This window comes from Microbacterium faecale, from assembly GCF_014640975.1.
GTDB lineage: Bacteria > Actinomycetota > Actinomycetes > Actinomycetales > Microbacteriaceae > Microbacterium > Microbacterium faecale.
Genome location: NZ_BMHO01000001.1, coordinates 723,028 through 743,445 on the forward strand (window position 1 = coordinate 723,028; position 20,418 = coordinate 743,445).

General features: G+C 68.3%; 20 protein-coding genes. 10 read left to right on the forward strand and 10 right to left on the reverse strand.

Annotated elements, in window-relative coordinates:
• The 3 genes from IEW87_RS03305 to IEW87_RS03315 all read right to left on the reverse strand — a co-directional run bounded on the left by IEW87_RS03305 (position 1) and on the right by IEW87_RS03315 (position 3,292).
• Positions 1-999, reverse strand: coding sequence for an amidohydrolase family protein (locus IEW87_RS03305; RefSeq protein WP_188710874.1), 999 nt, complete (start codon positions 997-999; stop codon positions 1-3).
• A 195-nt stretch (positions 1,000-1,194) separates the two neighbouring features.
• Positions 1,195-1,491, reverse strand: coding sequence for an HhH-GDP family DNA glycosylase (locus tag IEW87_RS03310; RefSeq protein ID WP_188710875.1), 297 nt, complete (start codon positions 1,489-1,491; stop codon positions 1,195-1,197).
• 79 nt (positions 1,492-1,570) lie between these two features.
• Complete coding sequence (locus tag IEW87_RS03315; RefSeq protein ID WP_188710876.1) at positions 1,571-3,292, reverse strand: cytochrome c biogenesis protein DipZ; 1,722 nt, start codon at positions 3,290-3,292, stop codon at positions 1,571-1,573.
• 152 nt (positions 3,293-3,444) lie between these two features.
• Here IEW87_RS03315 and IEW87_RS03320 point away from each other — a divergent pair, with 152 nt between their 5' ends.
• The gene (locus IEW87_RS03320; protein ID WP_188710877.1) at positions 3,445-3,888 is read left to right on the forward strand and encodes a ribosomal maturation YjgA family protein; all 444 of its coding nucleotides are present in this window, start codon (positions 3,445-3,447) and stop codon (positions 3,886-3,888) included.
• Here the strand turns inward: IEW87_RS03320 and IEW87_RS03325 are convergent.
• Entirely contained in the window at positions 3,790-4,362 is a 573-nt protein-coding gene (locus tag IEW87_RS03325) for an HhH-GPD-type base excision DNA repair protein (protein ID WP_188710878.1), read from the reverse strand. The genes IEW87_RS03320 and IEW87_RS03325 overlap by 99 nt on opposite strands.
• A gap of 101 nt (positions 4,363-4,463) precedes the next feature.
• Here IEW87_RS03325 and IEW87_RS03330 point away from each other — a divergent pair, with 101 nt between their 5' ends.
• Together IEW87_RS03330 and IEW87_RS03335 are read left to right on the forward strand one after the other, a co-directional pair.
• Complete coding sequence (locus IEW87_RS03330; protein ID WP_188710879.1) at positions 4,464-4,907, forward strand: helix-turn-helix domain-containing protein; 444 nt, start codon at positions 4,464-4,466, stop codon at positions 4,905-4,907.
• Positions 4,908-4,945: 38 nt separating this feature from the next.
• Positions 4,946-5,251 (forward strand): HepT-like ribonuclease domain-containing protein, encoded by a 306-nt coding sequence (locus IEW87_RS03335; protein WP_229730895.1) that lies wholly within the window; start codon positions 4,946-4,948, stop codon positions 5,249-5,251.
• 133 nt (positions 5,252-5,384) lie between these two features.
• Here the strand turns inward: IEW87_RS03335 and IEW87_RS03340 are convergent, their stop codons facing one another.
• From IEW87_RS03340 to IEW87_RS03350, 3 genes are read right to left on the reverse strand one after another with little or no spacing between them, the layout of a single operon-like run.
• On the reverse strand, positions 5,385-5,921 hold the full coding sequence (locus IEW87_RS03340; RefSeq protein WP_188710881.1) for a MarR family winged helix-turn-helix transcriptional regulator: 537 nt from the start codon (positions 5,919-5,921) through the stop codon (positions 5,385-5,387).
• Positions 5,922-5,927: 6 nt separating this feature from the next.
• Positions 5,928-7,394, reverse strand: a complete 1,467-nt coding sequence (locus IEW87_RS03345) for an aldehyde dehydrogenase family protein (RefSeq protein ID WP_188710882.1) — start codon at positions 7,392-7,394, stop codon at positions 5,928-5,930.
• Positions 7,391-8,905, reverse strand: coding sequence for a GMC family oxidoreductase (locus IEW87_RS03350; protein ID WP_188710883.1), 1,515 nt, complete (start codon positions 8,903-8,905; stop codon positions 7,391-7,393). Before IEW87_RS03350 ends, IEW87_RS03345 begins: the two co-directional genes overlap by 4 nt.
• Positions 8,906-9,144: 239 nt before the next feature.
• On the opposite strand from IEW87_RS03350, the gene IEW87_RS03355 reads away from it, so the two are divergent.
• The 7 genes from IEW87_RS03355 to IEW87_RS03385 are packed head-to-tail and all read left to right on the forward strand — an operon-like array spanning position 9,145 to position 17,799.
• The gene (locus IEW87_RS03355; protein ID WP_188710884.1) at positions 9,145-10,275 is read left to right on the forward strand and encodes an ABC transporter substrate-binding protein; all 1,131 of its coding nucleotides are present in this window, start codon (positions 9,145-9,147) and stop codon (positions 10,273-10,275) included.
• A 56-nt stretch (positions 10,276-10,331) separates the two neighbouring features.
• A complete protein-coding gene (locus IEW87_RS03360) occupies positions 10,332-10,883 on the forward strand; it encodes a nuclear transport factor 2 family protein (protein WP_188710885.1) in 552 nt (183 codons plus the stop codon).
• A 6-nt stretch (positions 10,884-10,889) separates the two neighbouring features.
• On the forward strand, positions 10,890-12,614 hold the full coding sequence (locus IEW87_RS03365; RefSeq protein WP_188710886.1) for an ABC transporter permease: 1,725 nt from the start codon (positions 10,890-10,892) through the stop codon (positions 12,612-12,614).
• On the forward strand, positions 12,611-13,654 hold the full coding sequence (locus IEW87_RS03370) for an ABC transporter ATP-binding protein (RefSeq protein WP_188710887.1): 1,044 nt from the start codon (positions 12,611-12,613) through the stop codon (positions 13,652-13,654). Before IEW87_RS03365 ends, IEW87_RS03370 begins: the two co-directional genes overlap by 4 nt.
• Before the next feature lie 16 nt (positions 13,655-13,670).
• Positions 13,671-15,350, forward strand: coding sequence for a CocE/NonD family hydrolase (locus IEW87_RS03375; RefSeq protein ID WP_188710888.1), 1,680 nt, complete (start codon positions 13,671-13,673; stop codon positions 15,348-15,350).
• Positions 15,347-16,651: an NtaA/DmoA family FMN-dependent monooxygenase gene (locus IEW87_RS03380; RefSeq protein ID WP_188710889.1), complete on the forward strand. Its 1,305-nt coding sequence runs from the start codon at positions 15,347-15,349 to the stop codon at positions 16,649-16,651. Before IEW87_RS03375 ends, IEW87_RS03380 begins: the two co-directional genes overlap by 4 nt.
• A 17-nt stretch (positions 16,652-16,668) precedes the next feature.
• Positions 16,669-17,799 carry a flavin reductase gene (locus IEW87_RS03385; protein WP_188710890.1) on the forward strand — a complete coding sequence of 377 codons (1,131 nt, stop codon included), beginning with the start codon at positions 16,669-16,671 and terminating at the stop codon, positions 17,797-17,799.
• Between the two features lie 10 nt (positions 17,800-17,809).
• Here the strand turns inward: IEW87_RS03385 and IEW87_RS03390 are convergent, their stop codons facing one another.
• From IEW87_RS03390 to IEW87_RS03400, 3 genes are all read right to left on the reverse strand, one after another.
• The gene (locus IEW87_RS03390) at positions 17,810-18,274 is read right to left on the reverse strand and encodes an ASCH domain-containing protein (protein WP_188710891.1); all 465 of its coding nucleotides are present in this window, start codon (positions 18,272-18,274) and stop codon (positions 17,810-17,812) included.
• Entirely contained in the window at positions 18,271-18,909 is a 639-nt protein-coding gene (gene mobA / locus IEW87_RS03395) for a molybdenum cofactor guanylyltransferase (protein WP_188710892.1), read from the reverse strand. Before mobA ends, IEW87_RS03390 begins: the two co-directional genes overlap by 4 nt.
• 151 nt (positions 18,910-19,060) lie before the next feature.
• On the reverse strand, positions 19,061-20,344 hold the full coding sequence (locus tag IEW87_RS03400) for a glutamyl-tRNA reductase (protein ID WP_229730897.1): 1,284 nt from the start codon (positions 20,342-20,344) through the stop codon (positions 19,061-19,063).
• Positions 20,345-20,418 lie beyond the last annotated feature (74 nt).

Consider the following 20,418-nt stretch of genomic DNA (forward strand, 5'->3'; position numbering starts at 1 on the left):
TTACAGCCGGAAGAGTGCCTTGGCGTTGTTCTCGAACAGCCGAGAGCGGTCGTCGTCCGTGAGCCAGTCGATGTCCTCGATCAGCAGGTGGATGTCGTCGATCCAACGCCCCGTCTTCGGGTCGATGTGCGACCCCGTGCCGGGCTTCTCGGATCCGAACACCGTCCGGTCGGAACCGACCGCGCGCACGAGCAGTTCGATGGAGTCCTGCGTGTACAGGCACGTGTCGTAGTAGAGCTTGCGGAGCTGGTCGCTGAACGTCGTGCCCTTGCGCATCGCGGCGGGAAAAAACCGACCGCGCTGGTAGGGGATCGCGCCTCCGCCGTGGGAGACGATGATCTTGAGGCCAGGGAAGTCGTCGAAGACCGACGAGTTGATCAAGCTGATGACCGCGATCGTTTCTTCCTGGATGAAGTGCAGCGAGTAGGTCTCGCGCGCCGGTGGTCGGCAGCCCGCGGAGTGGAGGAGGATCGGCACGTCCAGCTCGCTGGCTGCTTCCCAGATCGGGTACCAGAAGCGGTCGCTGAGGGCGGGCGGTTGCGCGGTGCCCTCGTAGGGATCCGTGTTCAGCATCACGCCGACGAATCCGAGCTCCGTGACGGCACGACGCATCTCCGCGGCCCACTGCTCTGGGCTGGTGTCCATACTCTGTGGCAAGCCCGCGACGCCTCGGAATCGATCGGGCTCCAGCGACACAGAGCGCGCGATCACATCGTTCGTCTCGGCGGTGAACCACTCGACGAGCTTCGCCTGTTCGCTGTGCATCATCTGATACGGGCGCGGAGAGATCAGCTGGAGATCGATTCCCGCGTTGTTGAGATGCTCCATGTGCGACACATTGCCGAAGCTCGGGTTCGGGGCGTCGAGCGCTGCGCGAAGGGTCTCGTCCGTCACCCCAGCGCTGCCGCGGCCGTGGGCGCCGCGGTGAGAGAGCAGGCCTGCCTTGTACGCGTACAGGGAAGCGGGGGCCGTCACGTGTCCGTGAATGTCGATCTTCATAGGTTCTCCAGCCATGTGAGGGGACGGCACGTTGCCGAAGCGCGTATCTCGCCGGGTCATCAACGGCCGTTGATCGAGGATGTCTCTTCGACGAGCCAAGGTTGATATCTCACTGTACGCAATCGTCACAGCGTGGCCATTCCGCTCTACGGAACCGGAGACGTTCCGAGGGTCGCTGAGGCGAGACCGCGCGCGCTACTTCTTCGCGGCCGCCTTCATGGCCTTCTTCGTCTCGCCTGCCTTCGCGACCGTCTTCGGACTCCTGATGCCGGCGACAGAGCGGAACCAACCCTCCTCGCCGTAGTCTTCGGCCGCCTCTCGCCACCCGAATGCCACGAACCCGCACCGCTTGCCGAGCAGCGCGAGGAAGATGCGCGCCTTCTGGTCGCCGAACCCCGGCAGCCTTTTCAGGCGCTTCAGCACCTCAGCGCCGTACGGATCCCCGTCGGTCCAGATCGAAGACGCGGGCGGGTCGTCGACCGGTGCGCCCACGACGGATCCGATCGTCGCGATCCCGACCGAATGATCCGGCGGCCCGCGACGATTTCGGTGTCGTCGCGGGCCGCGCGGGTCATCCGAAGGTGAACGAATAGACCTCGACACCGGGATCGATCGACAGGTCGATCACGCCGGATCCGGCGTCGCCGTCGCGCAGAAGGTATGAGCGCGGAGTGCCGGAGACGTCGAGCGTCTCGGGAGCGGATCCGTCGACCGTTGCTGTGACGCTGCCCTCCCCCGCGAGCACGATACGGACCTCCCGGGCCGAGTAGGTCAGGCGCACGCCTGCCGACTGCTCCGCCGGCGTCGCGTATTGACTCTCGATCGTCCACTCTCCCGTCAGTGCGAAGCTGTCGTCGGGCTGCTCCGCCGGGAGGGTGAACCGTGCCGTCCCAGGCTGATACGCGTCGTCCCCGCCGAAGTTGTGTTCTTTTGTCCAGCCGAGGAAAGTCTCCGGCGTCCGCTCAGGATCGGTCGGTGTCTCGTCCGCCACCTCGGTGGCGTCCGGCAACGCGGCGGCGGGATCGGCATCGAGGAGGAGCTCCCTGATGAGCTTCTCCGTTGCGGCGTAGTTTCCCTCGCCGAACGAGATGTGGCGGACGGTCCCTTCGGCGTCGATGAGGTAGTGGGCGGGCCAATACCGATTGCGATAGTTCGTCCAGGTCGACAGGTCGTTGTCGAGCGCAACCGGGTAGGTGATTCCGAAGTTCTCGGCACCGGCACGGACGTTGCCCGGATCCTTCTCGAACGCGTACTCGGGCGAGTGCACCCCGATGACGTTCAGACCGGCGTCGCGATAGGCCTCGTCCCAGGCGACCACGTGCGGAAGGCTGCGCTGGCAGTTGATGCACGAGTATGCCCAGAAGTCGATGAGCACGACCTCGCCACGGAGATCGTCGAGCTCGATCGCCGATCCGTTCGGGGTGTTGAACCACTCCTCGATTCCGCGAATCGACGGCGCCGTACCGCAGGATTCAAGCTCATCGGCGGCGTTCGTGCAGTTGCTCAGCTCGCGGTTCTCGTCCGTCACGATTCCGCCGAGATCGAGCGCGTCTTGCACGTTCTCGTCGGTGGACAGCCGCTCCTGTAGAGGCGCCGTATAGTCGGGCACGAGCCGCTGCAGAGCGGCCGGCACGTCGAAGACGAGCCCAACGGCAAGCGCGAGCATCGCGATCCCCGCCGCGATCCGCAGGCCGCGTTCGCGTGCGCGGAAGTGCCGGATCCGTTCGACCACGCTGCGTCCCGCGAGCGCGAAGATGAGCAGGGGAATCGCCACTCCGATCGCGAACGACACCGTGAGCACGACGGTGCCTGGGCCGATCTGCCCCGTCGACCCCGCGACGATGATGGCGGCCAGCACCGGGCCCGCGCACGGGACGAACACGGTTCCGAGAGCGAGGCCGACGGCGAACCCGTTGCGCTGATTCGACACCTCCCGTCGCGGCAGCCAGGAGAACGGGCGCTCCAACAGACGCTCGACGGCCGGCACGAGGAGCCCGATCGCGATCGCGACGAGCAGCGCGATCCCGACCCACCGGAGCACGCTCTGCGGCAGCCCGAGGGCTCCGAGGACCAGCGAGCCAGCGAGTGTGACGAGCGTGAAGCTCGTCATGAGCCCCAGCACGACGAGGTAGGGCCGCCAGCGCGAGACCTGTTTCACGGCGCCGTCGTCGTCCTGCGGACGGCGCGCCGACTGCGCGCCGCCGGTGAGGAAGATCACGGGGAGGACCGGGAGGATGCACGGCGAGATTCCGGTGATGAGTCCGCCGAGGATTCCGATGATGACGAGCGACATGTGCGCGTCCCTTCTCTGTCACTCCTTCTTCGGTGCAGAGAGGGGAACGGATGGGATCGGGTGTCACCGGTGCGCAGTCATCGCCGAGCTGATGACCGCGGGCAGAGGACGCTGAAAGCACCCGTCCAGCGCGCACGCCGTACGATCGCCCCATGCGCCGCCTCCCCATCGCGCTCGCCGCAGTGGTTGTCGTCGCGGCCGGTCTCGGTGTGCATTTCCTCGCTCCGACCGGATTCGTCACCGATGCCGTCGGCGATACCCTCTACGCCGCGCTGATCTTCCTTCTCGTGGCTTTCCTCATACCGTCTCGGTCGCCATGGTTCATCGGCGCCGTGGCCCTCGTCTGGTGCGTTTCCGTGGAGTTTTTCCAGCTCACGGGCCTTCCCGAGCAGTGGGGTGCCGCGTTCCGTCCGCTCATGCTCGTCTTCGGCACTGTTTTCTCCGCCACCGATCTGCTGTTCTATGCGGCGGGCGTCGCGATTGCGACAAGCTGCGCGCTACTTCTTCGCCTTGGCCGCCGCCTTCATGGCTCTCTTCGTCTCGCGCACCTTCGCGAGCGTCTCCGGACTGGTGATGTCGGCGACCGAACGGAATGAGCCCTCCTCGCCGTAGTCCCCCGCGGCCTCGCGCCAACCGGATCCGGTGAACTCGCACTGCTTGCCGAGCAGCGCGAGGAAGATGCGAGCCTTCTGGTCGCCGAACCCGGGCAGTTTCTTCAACCGCTTCAGCACCTCGGCGCCGGACGGATTCCCGTCGGTCCAGATCGCGGCGGCGTCGCCATCCCACTCGGCGACGACCTCCTGACAGAGCTTCTGCACGCGGCCCGCCATGGATCCGGGGTAGCGGTGCACCGCGGGCGTCTCGCGGAAGACCTCGACGAGCGCGTCCGGGCCATAGCCGGCGAGGTCGGCTGCAGAGAGGGATCCCGTGCGGTCGAGGATCTTCTGCGGACCTGCGAACGCGGTCTCCATCGCGATCTGCTGGTCCAGCAGCATACCGACCAGAAGGGCCAGGGGATTCTCGGTCAGCAGTTCGTCGGCAGCGGTGTCTCCGGTGATGTGCAGGGCCATGGCTCCAGTCTCCCACCCTGTGTTCCTGAGGACACGGCTCAGAGGGCGAGTGGAAGCGGTGTGGCGGACCGTGCCCGCAGAGCGTGCGATATCATCATGATATGAGTGAGACGTTGCGGAAGTTGCGCGAGCGCGCTGGGCTCAGCCAGTCGCAGCTCGCGTTGCGCAGCGGCGTTGCGCAGCCGAACATCGCCGCTTACGAGTCCGGGCGGCGAATTCCCTCGGAGGCAATGATCGGCAGGCTGCGCTTGGCTTTGCGTCCTCTGCCGCACGAGGCGCTCGAGCAGCATCGCGGCGAACTCAAAGAGCTTGCTGCACGCTACGGGCTGAGCAACGTGCGCGTGTTCGGTTCAGCGGGGCGGGGCGCGGACACAGCGCAGAGCGACCTCGATATCCTTGTCAGCCGCGCGCCGAACGTCGGATTGCTGACGATCGCCGAGTTCGCCTCAGAAGCCGAACAGTTGCTCGGTGTTCCGGTCGATGTGGTTACTGACGGGGGGCTCCCCGCTAATCATCCGATCCTGCTGTCGGCGGTGGCCACATGAGTGGGAGGGACCACCGGTGCCTACGCGAGATTGTCCGGTTGTGTGATGACGGAACGCAACTCGCGGCTCGAGGCCACGACTGGTACGTCTCCGACGCGCTCAATACGCCGGGGCTCGCGGCCGAATCGATCATCATCAAGATCGGCGAGAACGTCGCACGATTGACTGACGAGAAGATCGCCGCGAACCCGCAGGTGCCATGGTCGAGCATCAAGCGCATGCGTGATCGGCTCGCGCATCATTATGGGGCGACCGATTACGATGCGGTGTGGGCAACCATCAGCGTCGACCTTCCGCGCGTGCGTGCGGCGATCGCATCCCTCCTGGCTGAAGTGGACCGATGAGTGACCACCGGATCTGTTATCGCTGGACGAACCCCGTGGTGAGCGCGCCTGCTGGTTCAGCAGCATACCGAGGAGGAGCGCGAAGGGGTCGGTGCTCAGCAGCTCGTCGCTCGCACGGATCCGCGGACAGACCCTAGCGGCGCGGCGCGTTCGCGGCGAGCTTCTCCAGCAGCATGAGCAGCATATGCTTCTCGGCCGGGGTCAGGGCGTCCAGCCACTCGTGCTCCCCGGCCAGGTGCACCGCGTAGCTCTCGCGGATCTTCTCCTCGCCGAGGGGCGTCAGGCGCACGTGCACCGACCGCAGATCGTCGGGGGAGGGCTCTTTGATCACGAGCCCCTCGTCGCTGATGCGCTTGAGTGCCGCCGAGACGGTGGCGCGCCCCATGTTCGTCATCGCCGTCACGCGATGCGAGGCCATCGGTCCCATCACCCAGAGGGCGATGCAGATGCGGAACCCGGCGTGTGACCAGCCGTGCGGCCGGTAGACGCGTCGCGTCGCGTCATCGCTCATCAGTTGGTTCACGCGGCGCATCATCAGGCTCAGCCGCGGCGTGACGGAGTCAGACGCGACGTCCTCACGGGAGACGACCTCCGCGACGCCGTCGACGAAGGAATAGAACGGTGGGCGGACGGGAGTCTCCTCCTCGGGCTCCGGCGACGAATCGGTCATCGCCGGTCACACTGCTTCGGTGGGGCGAAACCGCGTGATCGTCACGAGCTCCGAGAAGTCGTCGATGCCGGGAGCGCCGCCTTCACGGCCGATGCCGCTCTGTTTCACGCCGCCGAACGGGAGGGCCGGGCTCGGACGTCCGAGACCGTTGACCCACACGGTGCCCGCCTCGAGGCGGGGGACGACCGCCGTGAGGAACTCGTCGTCCGGGGACCACACCGATGCGCCGAGCCCGAACGGCGTCGCGTTCGCGAGCGCAACGACCTCCGACGTCGTCGCATACGACACGACGGGCAGCACGGGCCCGAACTGCTCCTCGTCGACGATCGCCATTCCGTTCGTCGCGCCCGTCACGATCGACGGATGCACGTAGTAGCCCGTCTCGCTGTCCCGGACGCCCTCGAACACGACCTGAGCGTCGGTGCGCGCTTCGTTCAGCATGGCATCGACCTTCTCATACTGCGCTCGTGTTGTGAGGACGGGCGCCGTCGCCTCCGGGTCGAACGGGTGCCCCACGCGCGTCGCCTGGGCGAGCGTCGCGAGGCGGTCGGCCACCTCGTCCGCGAGGTCGGCGGGGGCGTACACGCGCTTCGCGGCGACGCACGCCTGGCCGCTCGAGCCGAACGCGCTGCGGAAGATCTGTGGGACGACCGTGTCGAGATCCGCGCCCGGGCCGATGATCGCCGGGTCGTTGCCACCGAGCTCGAGCTGCACCCGCGTCAGCTCCTGCGAGGCGCTCGCCATGATCTGCTTGCCAACGGGAATGCTGCCCGTGAACGACACGAGCGCCACATCGGGCGAGGTCGACAGGAACGGGCCCGTCTCGTCGGTGCCGGCGAAGATATTGACCCACCCGGCGGGCACGACGTCGGCGACGGCGCGCGCGAAGAGCAGCGCTGACAGCGGTGTCGCGGGGGAGGGCTTGCACACCACCGTGTTCCCGGTTGCGATGGCGGCGCCGATCTTGTTCACCGCCATGAGCACGGGCATGTTGAACGGCGTGATCGCCGCGATCACGCCGAGCGGGCGCCGGATCAGCTCCGTGACGTGATCGTCGCCGGAGCTGAGCGTCTCGTTCTGCGGGTGGACCTCCGCCCAGTAGCGCAGGGATCCGGCCACTGCGGCCGCCTCCATCGTCGCCGAGGGCATGAGCTTGCCGTTCTCGAAGGCGATGAGCGCGGCGAGATCCTCTTGGATCTCCTCCGCGCGATCGGCCATCGCCCGCAGCACGTCGCGATGGCGCTCGGGGCTCCGCTCGTCCGTCGCGAAGGCGTGTGCGGCGGCGCGGATCGCGGCCTGCGCACCGCTGTTGTCGACAGCGAGGTAGGTGACGCTGCGCGACAGATCCCAGGGCGCGGCGACCGTCGCGGACACCGCACCTGGCACGAGCTCGCCGCCGATCAGGTGCCGCGCGTCGCGCGCCACACGGGCCGCGAGTTCGTGCGCAGACTCTGGTGTGTGCGGCCTGATCATCGTGCTTCCCCCTCGAATTTCTGCATGAACAGCTCGGCGGCGGCGAGCACCGTCAGGTAAGTGTTGGCGCTCGGCACCGTCGGCAGCACGGAGGCGTCGATGACGCGCAGGCCCCGCGTTCCGAAGACGCGGCAGTCGGGTCCGACGACCGCGCGGGCCGAGCCCTCGGATCCGATCGGCACGGTCGACGTCAGGTGCATCGTGTCCTTCACCGTCGCGAGGATCTCGGCGTCGTCCTGCGGCCATGTCGGCTCGCCTGTCCGGATCCGCCCGAAAGCCTCGTCGTCCATGAGCGCCCGCCCGCGGGCGAGCCCGTCGCGCATCCGCTCGAGGTCGCTGCCCGCCGAGAGGAAGTCGAAGTCGAAATGCGGCTCGTCGCGCGGATCGCGCGAACGCAGCGTCATGGTGCCGCGCGAGTCGGGCGACTGCAAGGAGATCGCGATGCCCGCCGTGTCCCGCCCGAACCAGTAGTTGTGGTTCGTCGCCATCATCATCATGTCGTTGTCGCGACCGAGACCGGACGAGTACCGCAGCACGATGTTCGTGGGGCGGTGCGCGACCGACTGCTGCGCCGCCGGCAGCACGGGCACCTCGATGAACGTCACGGCGTGATCCTGGGATCCGCGCCCGACGGGAAGATCCGCGCGTACGTCGATGCCGAGGGCGGCGAGGTCGTCGCGCGGTCCGATTCCGGAGCGCATGAGAATCGCGGGAGACGCCGTGGATCCGCCGCAGAGGAACACTTCCTGGCGCGCGTGGTGCTCCTCGCCATCCGCCGTGACGACCCCGATCGCCCGATCGCCCGAGAACAGGACGCGGTCGACGAGCGTGTCGCCGACGATGCGCAGGTTCTCGCGGTCGCGGGCCGGCTCGAGGTAGGCGTGGTTCGTCGAGACGCGCTGTCCGTCACGGATGTTCATCGCCGTCGGCGAGACGCCGGTGCTGCCGGGCGCGTTGTGATCCGGGTGCCATTCGTAGCCAGCGGCCAGCGCGGCATCGCGCACCGCGTGATCGACGCCTCCCCACCCGGACTCGGGTTCGCGGTAGATCGGCGTCGGGCCGTGGCTGCCGTGATACGGCCGATCCCCGAAGTCGAGGTCGTCCTCGATCGCACACGACGCGTCGAGCATCGCCTCGGCGCCCCAGCCGCGGGCGCCGAGATTCTCCCAGGCACGGAAGTCGTCTGCGACTCCGCGGATCGCGTAGAGCCCGTTCACCGTCGAACTGCCGCCGAGGCCGCGGCCGCGGCGGTACGGGAACGGCTCCTGGCCGCGCGCGCGGACCGCGCTCGTGCCGTGCCAGTAGAACGCGGGGGTGCCCGTCTTCGGGGCCTCGAGCGTCAGGCCGAGGCCCTTCGTGCGGTCGCGAAACTCGATCGGGGTGTCGGCGGCCCGATAATCGGGGCCGGCTTCCAACAGGAGCACGGATCGGGACGGCGCCGCGCTGAGCCGTTCGGCGACCAGCGCCCCGGCCGATCCGGCACCCACCACGATGTAGTCCCAGCTCGTCATGTTGCGGTGCCTCCCGGTGTCGCGTCGTACGCGCCGATGCGTACGCCTCGATCGTCGCGGACGACCTTATATTTGTCAACCAATCCATCAAATACAGCGGGATTCATTGGTCACATACGCACCACCATGCGGTTTACGCGCACGAAAGATGTCAATAGCTTGACAAAAATCGTCCCTTCGTGTCACGGTGAGCAACGTGATCGACGACGGTGTCGGTCCCGACGACTGGAGGAGCAAAGATGCGGTCTCATGTTTGGTTACGGTCATCCACGGCGGTCATCGCGTTGGGTGGGGTGCTCGCGCTCGGCGCGTGCGGCGGCGGGTCCGAACCCGTGGCGACGGCGGAGGAGCTCGACCTCGGCCCGCTCGAGCTCGAGCAGGAGCAGGAAGCCGAGCTGACGGAGCTGTACGAAGCGGCCATCGACGCCGGCAACACGGACGTCACGATCTATGCGGGACACCACGACGAGTTCGTCGCGATCTACGAAGCGTTCGAAGAGCGCTTCCCCGGACTCACGGTCGTCCCCGAGACGTTCGTCGGTGCCGACCTGCAGACGACGCTCGAGGCCGAGAAGGCGACGGGGCGTCACGTCGTGGATGTCATCTCCAACCCGAACGCCGACCGCTACGCCGACCAGGGCTTCGCGGAGAAGTTCACGCCCGTCACGTACGAGGCACCCGAGTGGGCCGCCGACCGGATCCACCCCGACCAGTACGAGGATCCGAACGGGTTCTACCACTCGCCGTGGGCGCTGCTGTTCTCGCTCGGCTACAACACCGAGATGCTCGAAGACTCCGAGCTGCCGGCGAACTGGCCGGAGATCGCCGACGCCGAGTGGGCCGACCAGGTCACGTTCATGACGCCGTCGGTGCCGGGCGGCATGCAGACGGTGCTGTCGATCCTGCTGCAGAGCGACCTCGTCGACGAGGAGTGGCTGCGCACGGTCGCGTCACAGTCGAGCATCGTGGCGCAGGACCAGCTCGCTCTCCAGGCCGTCAGCGCCGGCGAGTACCCGATCGACCTGACGTCCGCTGCGACGAGCATTCGCAAGGCGATCAACGGCGGAGCCCCGGTCGACCTGCACCTGCTCGAGAACCCCGTTATCGCGACGGAGAAGTGGATGCCGGCGGCGAACGCCCCCAACCCGGAGGCAGGCCAGCTGTTCCTGAGCTACCTGTTCACGCTCGAGGCGCAGGAGCAGGTGATGGAGGCGGGCAACTTCCCGCTCAACCCGCACCCCTCGCTGGAACCGGCCCACGGCTGGCCCGCGCTCAACGAGATCGAGTTCGTGCCGCTGCCCGCTCAGGATCAGATGCGCGAGGAGATCGCCTCGAACCAGGACCTGTTCCAAGACATCACCGCGAAGTAACGCGCTGATCGAAGGATGACGAGACCGACCGGGAACGGCGGAGAGATGGGGCATGCATGTCCGTAGTCGATGAGTTGCTCGAACGGGTAACGAGGTTGGAGCAACAGGTCCACGATCTGGCGGCGGCGAAGGAGATCCAGGAGCTGCAGCAGCGGTACCTCCGGGCGCTCAGCGACCGCAACTGGGACGGGGTGGCGGAGGCGTACGCCGAGGACGCGATATGCGACATTCGTCAGCACGGACCGCACCGCGGACGCGACGCGATCGCGGCGATGATCGGCGACGAGCTCGCTCCCGTCGTCAAGAGCAAGGACGGCTACGTCCTCTCCTCGCCGACAATCACGGTCGACGGCGACACCGCGTATGGCGAGTTCATCTGGCACCGCTTCATCTGCGAGTTCCGTACCTCGTTCGGTCTCATGCGCGTGTGGGGGCCCTGGTCCGAGGGGCTCTATAAAGTGCACTACCGCCGAATCGACGGCGAGTGGAAGATCTCGAATCTGTGGACGCGCGTGATCCGTCCCGATCATGACGACGACGTCGCCGTCATGCCTGAGGGAGCCGTCATCGGCGGGGGATTCGCGGATCCGGGCGCCGAGAGCCGGTAGCGCATCGTGAGAATCGCACGTCGTCTCCGGAGGTACGCGAGCAACCCGCAGGTCGTGGTCGCTCTCGTGTGCGTGGTGTGTTTCGTCGCGCCCGCACTGATGATCGTCCAGGGCGCCTTCAAGACCGAGATGTTCGGTGACGACGGCGAGTTCACGACGGCGGTCTTCATCGAGGTCATCACGTCGCCGCGGGTGCTGAGCGTGGCGCTCACGACGATCGGGATGGGGATCGCCGTGATCGCGGTCTCGACCGTGATCGCGCTGTTCTTCGCGGCGGTCTACACGAAGACACGCACCCCGCTGCGCCAGTTGATCCCCGCCGTGATGTTCATCCTCATGTCGACGCCGGGCCTGTTCTTCGCGATCGCGTGGGGCATGCTCGGCAACCCGAACGTCGGCCTGGTCAACGACGTGCTGGCGGCGCTCTTCGGCGACGCCGCACGCGTGATCAACGCCGAATCGTGGTGGGGGATCGTTCTCGTCTCGGCCGTGCGCCTCATCGCGTTGCAGTTCTTCCTGCTGCTCGGACCGTTCCTCGCCATGGACCGCTCCCTCGAGGAGGCCGCGCGCATCAGCGGCGCCAGCCCGCTGCGCACGTTCTTCCAGATGGAGATTCCGATCCTCGCACCGGCGCTGACCGGGTCGATGATCCTCGGCTTCGTGTTGTTCCTCGAAGCGTTCGATGCGCCGCAGATCCTCGGAGTACCCGCCGGCATCTTCGTGATCCCCACCGAGATCTACCAGTTCCTGTCGGCCTCCACGGGGCCGCAGTTCGGGCATGCGAGCGCGATGTCGCTGCTGCTCATGATCGTGCTGCTGCTTCTGGTGCTCGTGCAGGTGCGGATCCTCGGGAAGCGCTCGTTCGTGACGGTCGGCGGGCGAGAGGCGCGCCCCGTGCGCCGTGACGTCGGCGGCTGGAAGTGGGTGTTCAGCGGAGGCATCGTGCTCTTCGCCCTCGTCACGCTCGTCCTGCCGATGTATCAGCTCATTCGGGTCTCGCTCTCGCCATACTTCGGCGCATCGGACAACTTCGGGTTCGACAACTTCGCGTCGATCCTGACGAACACGCGCATGATCGATGCGTTCGGCAACACGCTGATGGTCGCCGCGTTCGGCGCCTTCCTCGCCATGGCCGCCGCGACGATCCTCAGCTGGGCCGCCCGCTTCCGTGGCGGCGCGCTCTCGCGGTTCATCGAGTTCAGCCAGTGGCTCGGACTCGCGATGCCCGGGCTGATCCTCGCGCTCGCGGTGCTGTGGCTCTTCCTCGAGGTGCCGGGCCTCGGCCAGTTCTACGGCACCCCGGTGATCATGGTGTTCGCCCTGTTCGTCGGCATCATTCCGCTCGCGGGACGCACGACCGGCGGCGCCATCGCGCAGATCCCGATGTCGCTCGAAGAGGCGGCGTGGGTATCGGGCGCGACGAAGTACCGTGCGATCTGGGACGTCGTGATCCGCCTCATCGCCCCGAGCATCATCAGCGGCTGGGTGCTGTGCTTCGTCGTGATCAGCGGTGTCCTCTCCACCCCACTCGTGCTGTCCGCCCCGGGCAGCAACTATCTCTCGGTCGAGATCTACAGCCGGTACGTCGAGGGGCAGGCACCCACGTCGGCCGCCGCGTCGCTCCTGCTGATCGCGAGCTTCTTGACCATCAGCGCCGTCGCGCTCCTGCTCGCCTGGGTCGCGCGCCGCGGCCTGCGAACGGCGTCGACCCCAGGGAAGGACCAGTCATGAGAGTTGAGCTCGCCGGCGTTACGAAGTCGTTCGGCAAGTCGCAGGTGCTGCACGGCATCGACCTGACGATCGCTGACGGCGAGTTCGTCACGCTGCTCGGCCCGAGCGGCTGCGGCAAGACGACCACGCTGCGGTGCATCGCGGGTCTCGAGGATCCGGACGGCGGCAGCATCGACGCTGGCGATCGGACGTTCGCGAACGCCGACTCGTTGCGCTTCCTGCCGCCGCACCGCCGCAAGGTCGGCATGGTCTTCCAGAGCTACGCGCTGTGGCCGCACCTGTCCGTGACGGCCAACGTCGCCTACCCGATGAAGCGCCGCAAGGTGCCGCGCGGGGAGATCCGGCAGCGCGCCGCGCAGGCGCTCGCCTCCGTCGACATGGCGAAGCACGCGGATCGCTTTCCGCACGAGCTCTCGGGCGGCCAGCAGCAGCGCGTCGCGCTCGCGCGCGGCCTCGTGTCCGCCAACGGGCTCATGCTCTACGACGAGCCGCTGTCGAACCTCGACGCGAAGCTGCGCATCGCGATGCGCGCCGAGATCCAGCGCCTGCACCGTGAGTTCGGCAACACGTCCATCTACGTCACGCACGACCAGGAGGAGGCGCTCGCGCTGTCCGACCGTGTCGTGATCATGAACTCCGGGCGCATCGACCAGGTCGGCACCCCGGAGGAAATCTACGGACGCCCCGTGTCGCGGTTCGCCGCCGACTTCGTGGGCTTCGAGAACATCGTCGGGGCAGACGGATCCGCGCTGGCCGGCGGGCTGCGGGCGACCGACCGTTCCCTCACGGCGCCCGCGGGGGGCGCACTCGCCTTCCGGAGCAAGAGCGTCCGCCTCGGCGACACGACCGGCGGCCTCGTCGGGCGCGGCGTGATCCGCGACAGTGCTTACGTCGGCGAGTACTGGACGGCGCGCGTCGAAGCCGCAGATGGCACGTCGATCGGCGTGACCATGGCCGCCGACCACGACCGCCGCATGACCGACGGCACCGAGACGGAGTTCTCCGTGCGTTCCGACGACGTCATCGCGCTGCAGCGCTGACGGGAAGAGACGAATGATGAGTGAACGACCAGAGATCATCGACCGGCCGGGCCTCGTCCCGGACAATGCCCCGGGCAAGCCGCCGCTGCCGCCGCTGCGCCGCGAGACGATCGACCACGGCGACGTCGTCCAGGAGAAGGACGTGCCGGTCGAGCTGCGCGACGGCGTGCGGATCTACATCGACGTCTATCGCCCGGCCGGGACGGAGAGCGACCTCCCCGTGCTGCTCGCCTGGGGGCCGTACGGCAAGCACAACACCAAGGATCAGCTCTGGCCGCCCGCCGAGATCGAGTCCGGCTGGATGTCGAAGCTGACCGGCTTCGAGGCGCCCGACCCGAAGTACTGGTGCCCCCGCGGGTATGCGGTCGCCTGCGCGGACCCGCGCGGTATGTGGAACAGCGAGGGCGAGGGCCGACACAACGGCCCGCAGGAGGCCGACGACATCTACGACACCGTCGAGTGGCTCGGCGGCGCAGACTGGAGCAACGGTCGGGTCGGCATGCTCGGGGTGTCCTACCTCGCCGGCAGCCAATTCATCGCCGCGGCGATGCGGCCGCCCGCGCTCAAGGCCATCAGCCCCTGGGAGTGCTTCACCGACTGGTACCGCGAGTTCGCCTTCCACGGTGGCATCCCGGAGACCGGGTTCCTGCCGCGCGCCTCGCAGAACATGGGGTTCTCGCGCACGCGCACCGAGGACACGGCGGCGAACATCGCCGCACGCCCGCTGATGGACGACTACTACCGCGAGAAGTACCCGCCGCTCGAGGACATCGAGGTGCCGGCGTACATCGTCGCGAGCTGGAGCGATCACGGCCTCCACACCCGCGGCACGCTCGCGGCGTTCGATCGGATCGCGAGCGACGAGAAGTGGCTCGAAGTGCACGGCCAGAAGAAGTGGCGCTACTTCTACGACCCGGAGAGCGTCGAGCGCCAGCGGGTGTTCTTCGACTACTACCTGCTCGACCGTGGCGAGGGTCCCAGCGCGTGGCCGCGCGTGCAGCTCGAGATCCGGGACGACGAGACCACGCACACGCACCGTGGCGACCTCCCGTGGCCGACGAGCGACGACGACGCCGTGCGGCTGGCCCTCGATGTCGCCTCCGGCGCGCTCGCCGAGACCGCGACGGACCCGGCCTCCGTGTGGCTCGACAGCCGCGACGGCGAGGTGACCGTCTCGTACACGTTCCGCGAAGACACCGACGTCGTCGGCCCGATGCGTCTGCGCCTCTGGCTCGAGACGGAGGATGCCCCCGACGCCGACGTGTTCGTCGCGGCCCGGAAATTCGCGGCCGACGGACGCGAGATCCGATATCCGTTCAACGCGCTCTTCGACGACGGACCGGTCGCGCTGGGCTGGCTGCGTGCCAGCCACCGGGCCCTCGACGTCGACGCGTCGAGCGAGCTTCGCCCCGTGCACCCGCACGAGAGCGAGGAACCGCTCGAGCCGGGAGTGCCGACGGCGCTCGAGATCGAGCTGTGGCCCTCAGCGACGCGCTTCCACGCCGGCGAGAAGATCGCGGTGACGATCCTCGGCAACGACTTCGTCGCGCGCGCACCGGACCCCACCTCGCCCGTCATCGCCCACACCGACCTGCGCAACGGCGGTCGGTGGCGTCTGCACTCTGGCGGCGAGCACGACTCCCACCTCAGCCTTCCGATGACCCCGCCGAACCCCACGAACGGAGATCCCCGATGAGACGCCAGCGCATGATCCTGACGACGTTCCTCCTGCCGGCGGGCTACCACCGCGACAGCTGGCGACGCGAGGAGAGCCGGGCCGACGAACTCGCCGGCCTCCCCTTCATGGCCGACCTCGCGCGGACCGCGGAACGGGCGAAGCTCGACGCGGTGTTCCTCGGCGACTGCGTCCACGCGAACGCGACCATGCGCGGCGACATCATGATGAACGGCTTCTACGAGCCGATCAGCACGCTGTCGGCGCTCGCCGCGGTTACGAAGGACATTGGCCTGATCGGCACGGTCTCGACCTCCTTCACCGAGCCGTACAACGTCGCGCGCCAGATGGCGGGCCTCGACCACATGTCCGGTGGGCGCGCGGGCTGGAACATCGTCACCTCGCGCGACGGGTTCGCGAACTTCGGCGGTTCCGGGGTGCCGGAGGCCGAGGAGCGGTACGACCGCGCGGACGAGCACGTGGACGTCGTCAAGCAGCTGTGGGACAGCTGGTCCGACGACTCGATCATCGTTGACCGCAAGGCTGGCCGCTGGCTGGACACCGACGGTCTGCGCCCCATCGAACACGCGGGCGCGCAGTTCACGGTCCAGGGGCCGATCAACATCCCGCGCCCGCCGCAGGGCCACCCCATCCTCGTGCAGGCCGGCTCGTCGGCGACGGGCATGGCGTTCGGCTCAAAGGTCGCCGACCTCATCTACACGGCGCAGCCGCACCTGGCCGGGGCGCAGACCTTCTATCGCGACCTCAAGAAGCGCGTGGCGGAGCACGGGCGCGACCCCGACACGGTGACCGTGCTGCCGGGCATCGTCCCGGTCGTCGGTCGCACCGAGGCGGAGGCGCGGGAGATGGCGCAGGAGCTCGCCGACAACGTCGACCTCGACGCCGGCCGCCGTCAGGTGGCGGGGGACCTCTTCCTCGACATCGATGACATCGCCTTCGACGAGCGCATCCCCGCCGAGCGCTTCTCCGAGGACCCGAAGATGGGCAGCCGCTACCACATCTTCCGTCGCAAGGCGGTCGAGCAGGGGCTCACGCTCGGCGAGCTCATCGTCGATCGGGCGCGTTCGACGGGCCACGTGTGGTTCGTCGGCACGGCGGCCCAGGCCGCGGATCTCATGATCGAGTGGTTCGAGTCGGAGGCGTGCGACGGGTTCAACATGAACGCGCCGTTCAACCCCGAGGGCCTCGACGCGATCTGCGACCTGCTCGTACCGGAGCTGACGGAGCGCGGCTACTTCCGCACCGAGTACGAGGGATCCACGTTCCGCGAGAACCTCGGACTCGCGCGGCCCTCCGCGTAACGGCGAGCGGTGCGGTCATGACGAGCTTTGAATACGGCGTCGACGAGATCGAGGTGTACGCACGCGCGGTCGGGGCGCTCACGAGCGGCGTGACCGTGCTGTGCACGCGGGTCGACGGGCAGTCGTTCGGCACGACGGTCGCCGCTGTCGCGCCGGTCTCGGATGATCCGCCCGTCATTCTCGCCTGCATGAACGAACGCAGCTCGACGCGCGAGGCCATCGTGCGCAGCGGATCCTTCACGGTGAGCGTGCTCGCGGAGGGCCAGGGCGCGCTCGCGCGCCAGTTCGCGGGCCCCGGCGACAAGTTCGCGGGCGTCGCCCACCGCGATTCGTCGTCCGTGGATGCCCCCGTCCTCGACGGCGCGCTGGCGACGTTCTCGTGCCGCCTGCGCGAGACCGCGACGGTCGGCACGCACACTGTGCTCTTCGGCGAGGTGCGCGACGCGTCGACCGTCGACGGGCGTCCGCTGACCTACTTCGGCGGATCCTTCGGTCGCTGGGACCGGCTGCGTGAGCACGCGACATACGAGCAGATGCGGCGGCTCGTGCTGCAGCGCGACGTCGGCGTCGGCGAACCGCTCGACATCGAGGCGCTCGCAGTGCGGCTGGAGGCGCGGCCCGACGACGTGAACAACGCGCTCGTGACCCTCTCGACGGAATCCCTCGTCGACCGGCTGCCGGACGGGCGCTTCACCCCCGCGCCCATCGGCGGCGACCTCATCGAGAGCATCTACTCCGCTCGCGCGAACATCGAGATCGGCGTCGTCGCCAACCTCGTGGGTCGCGTGCCGGACGACGTGATCCGCACGCTCGCGGAGCTCGTCGACGAGATGGAGGCGCTCACGCGTGCGCCGGACGGACGCGAGAAGTTCCTCGCACTGCACACCGAGCTGCACCACACGATCGTCGCGCAGTCGGGATCCGCGCAGCTGCTCGAGTCATATCGCCGACTGAGCATCGCGTGGGCGTGGCGGTCCCTGTGGGATCAGAAGGATTGGCGCGAGTTCCACGGCCAGCGCGCGCTGCGCGACCTCATCGGCGCGCTGCGCGACGGCGACCTCACGACGGCGATCCGCGCCATCCAGCGCTACCACGATGAGGCTCGCGCCCTGGCTCACGCGGCCGTGACGGACGTCGCCGGGCTGTGACGATCCGCCCTCAGTCGACCGGATAGACGAGGCGGAAGCGTTCGCACACGATCGGCATGTCCTCGCGGAACGGTCGCCCGATATCGATGTGCTCCTCGTAGAACCGGCGGTGGATCCGCCGCCACGAGGCGAGCGTGCGGTCGTCCTCGCCCTCGGCATGCGCGTGCTCGTCCGTCACCTCGTCGAACGGGACGACATCGACGTCGGTCGTCTCGATGATCGCGCGCGGGGCGCCGGATCCGTCGAGGATCACGTCGAAGGCGCCGGGCACAGGCAGCGACTCCCCGTCCGCCTCGTACTCCCAGCCGAAACCGGCCGTGCCTGTCTTGACGCCCGCGAGGACGAGCGCCAGCAGTTCGTCGGCGTGCGCGGGCGTCGCGCCGAAGCCCCAGACACGGTCGGCAGGCGGCGGATCCTTCGGCAACACCGCAACGGCGGCGCGCGCCTCGGCCCAGAACGTGGTGACGTCGCTCATGGTTCTGCGTCTCTTCCTTCCTCGCCGGAGAGGTGCCGCCGGGGCTCGTTCGCGCCGCTCGCCTCGGTTGAGCCACCGGAGCGGAGGATGCGCGCTCGAGCCGACTCCAGATGCTCAGGTGTGTCGATGTCGTGCATCGTGCCGGGCGGCGCATCGACCACGGTGACGTCCAGGCCGTCGTACAACCGCTTCGCGGGGGCGTTGGTGACATCGCCGAGCTCGTCCAGCCGTGCCCGCAGCAGCGATTCGGGCCAGGCCGCGCAGAGAAACTGCAGCCGACCCGTCTCGTCGCGCGCCATGGCCGGCGCATGGGCGACGAGCTGACGGAGAAATCGCTGGTCGAGGAACGGCATGTCGCCGGCCAGGAGCAGGACCACGCGGGTCGGTTCTTCGGGAACCGCCGCGACCCCGGACGCGATACCCGCGACCGGACCGGCGAACGGCGGATCCTCGCGCACGACCAGCGCCGCGCGGGTGAGGCCGTCGGCGAGGCCGGCCACGACCATCGGTCCGGGAGGGGCAGCCGCAACCACCCGGTCGATGATCGACGCGCCGTCGATGAGCAGTGCGGGTTTGTTCGGCATGCCCAGCCGCGAGGAGCGACCGCCGGCCAGCACCACCGTCAGCGTCTCCACGGCCCGAGCCTACTGTCCCGTGCACGACTACGGCAGCGAGCGGACGGCGACGGCACGACACCGTGCGATCCGGTGATCATCCGCCTTCCGGTGCCGTCGTCCTGCGGCGACGGCATGGACGCCGTGGGTGGCTTACCCAGCGGGAGGGGGTTCAGCTCGCGCGGTAGTCGGAGCTCGCCGGGCACTCGGCGGGAGGCTCGGCCGACGTGATGTGCGGGCGCACGTCGATGCCGAACAGCGTCTCGACCGCATCGAACACCTCGTCGGCGCGACCATCCACCGCGGCCTCCTGTGCGCGCACGGTGGGCGTGTGCAGCAGCATGCCGGTGAAGTGCCGCAGCGCCTCGGCGATGTCCTCCGCGTGCTCGCGGTTCTTCCCGCGCTCCAGCTCGCGCTCGAGCACCTCGAAGACGTGCTTGCGCAGACCCACGACGGCGGGTTGGGCGGCCTGTCGACGTCGGTCGCCGGCGAACTTCGAAGCGGCCTCACGCACGATCTCGCGGGCGGCGTCGGTCGCCTGCAGTTCCTCAAGCGGCGCGTGCAGCCGGATCGTCTCGAGGTCGAGCAGCGTGATGCCCGCCACGTCGCCGACGTCCGGGTGCACGTTGCGCGGCAGTCCGAGGTCGATGACGAAAGCGGATCCGTCGAAGCCGCCGGCCGCGAGCGTCGCGGCGGTCAGCACCGGCTCCTCGCGGCTCGTGCACGTGATGACGATGTCGCTCGTGGCCGCCGCGGTCGGGAACGCGGCGTGCGACGTCTGGCTCAGGCCGTGCTTGGTCGCGAACTGCTCGCGGCCCGACGGCGAGTACACCGTGATGTCGCGCACGCCGTGGTCACGCAGCGCGGCGAGCGTGGCCGCCGCGTAGGAGCCGGTGCCCACGAGCAGCACGCGCATGGTCGACCAGTCAGCGATGCGGCTATCGGCGAGATCGAGGGCGAGGCGCACCAACGAGCGGCCCGCGCGGCCCAGGGCCGTGCTGTTCTTCACCGCTTTCTGCGTCTCGGTCGCGCGCTGGAAGAGACGCTCGAGGTCGCGGGTCGTCGTTCCCTGCGTGCGGGCCTCGCCGAGCGCGCGGCGCACCTGCCCGCCGATCTCGCCCTCGCCGACGACGACCGACTCGAGCCCGGACGCGACGGCGAAGAGGTGCTCGGCGACCTTGGCGCCCTGCGTGACCTCGTAGCTGCCGTTCAGTTCACTGCCGTCGATGCCGGTGGCCTTCGCGAGCGCGTCGCGCACGGCAACGAGCGCCGTCGCGCGACTCTCGTCGGATCCGCCGCTGACGTCGAGATACGCCTCGAATCGATTGCACGTCGACAGCACGACCGAACCTGCGATCGCGGGATCGTCGGCGGCAATGAGGGGGTTCAGCGGTTCCGCGTGAGCGCTCAGTCGTTCGAGGAGCTCGAACGGAGCGGTCTTGTGACTCGCGGACACACAAAGAAGCACCCTCCGATTCTACACGCCGTCGAAACAAGATCTGAATGGTTCCAGGGAACGAAGCCTCGCCG

Excerpts from the sequence above, each read along its gene's own strand:
- IEW87_RS03315 (WP_188710876.1), bottom strand. The coding sequence starts at position 3,292 with ATGTCGCTCGTCATCATCGGAATCCTCGGCGGACTCATCACCGGAATC.
- IEW87_RS03380 (WP_188710889.1), top strand. The coding sequence starts at position 15,347 with ATGAGACGCCAGCGCATGATCCTGACGACGTTCCTCCTGCCGGCGGGC.
- IEW87_RS03320 (WP_188710877.1), top strand. The coding sequence starts at position 3,445 with ATGCGCCGCCTCCCCATCGCGCTCGCCGCAGTGGTTGTCGTCGCGGCC.
- IEW87_RS03325 (WP_188710878.1), bottom strand. The coding sequence starts at position 4,362 with ATGGCCCTGCACATCACCGGAGACACCGCTGCCGACGAACTGCTGACC.
- IEW87_RS03345 (WP_188710882.1), bottom strand. The coding sequence starts at position 7,394 with ATGATCAGGCCGCACACACCAGAGTCTGCGCACGAACTCGCGGCCCGT.
- IEW87_RS03330 (WP_188710879.1), top strand. The coding sequence starts at position 4,464 with ATGAGTGAGACGTTGCGGAAGTTGCGCGAGCGCGCTGGGCTCAGCCAG.
- IEW87_RS03390 (WP_188710891.1), bottom strand. The coding sequence starts at position 18,274 with ATGAGCGACGTCACCACGTTCTGGGCCGAGGCGCGCGCCGCCGTTGCG.
- IEW87_RS03375 (WP_188710888.1), top strand. The coding sequence starts at position 13,671 with ATGAGTGAACGACCAGAGATCATCGACCGGCCGGGCCTCGTCCCGGAC.
- IEW87_RS03370 (WP_188710887.1), top strand. The coding sequence starts at position 12,611 with ATGAGAGTTGAGCTCGCCGGCGTTACGAAGTCGTTCGGCAAGTCGCAG.
- IEW87_RS03340 (WP_188710881.1), bottom strand. The coding sequence starts at position 5,921 with ATGACCGATTCGTCGCCGGAGCCCGAGGAGGAGACTCCCGTCCGCCCA.
- IEW87_RS03385 (WP_188710890.1), top strand. The coding sequence starts at position 16,669 with ATGACGAGCTTTGAATACGGCGTCGACGAGATCGAGGTGTACGCACGC.
- IEW87_RS03350 (WP_188710883.1), bottom strand. The coding sequence starts at position 8,905 with ATGACGAGCTGGGACTACATCGTGGTGGGTGCCGGATCGGCCGGGGCG.
- IEW87_RS03355 (WP_188710884.1), top strand. The coding sequence starts at position 9,145 with ATGCGGTCTCATGTTTGGTTACGGTCATCCACGGCGGTCATCGCGTTG.
- IEW87_RS03305 (WP_188710874.1), bottom strand. The coding sequence starts at position 999 with ATGAAGATCGACATTCACGGACACGTGACGGCCCCCGCTTCCCTGTAC.
- IEW87_RS03360 (WP_188710885.1), top strand. The coding sequence starts at position 10,332 with ATGTCCGTAGTCGATGAGTTGCTCGAACGGGTAACGAGGTTGGAGCAA.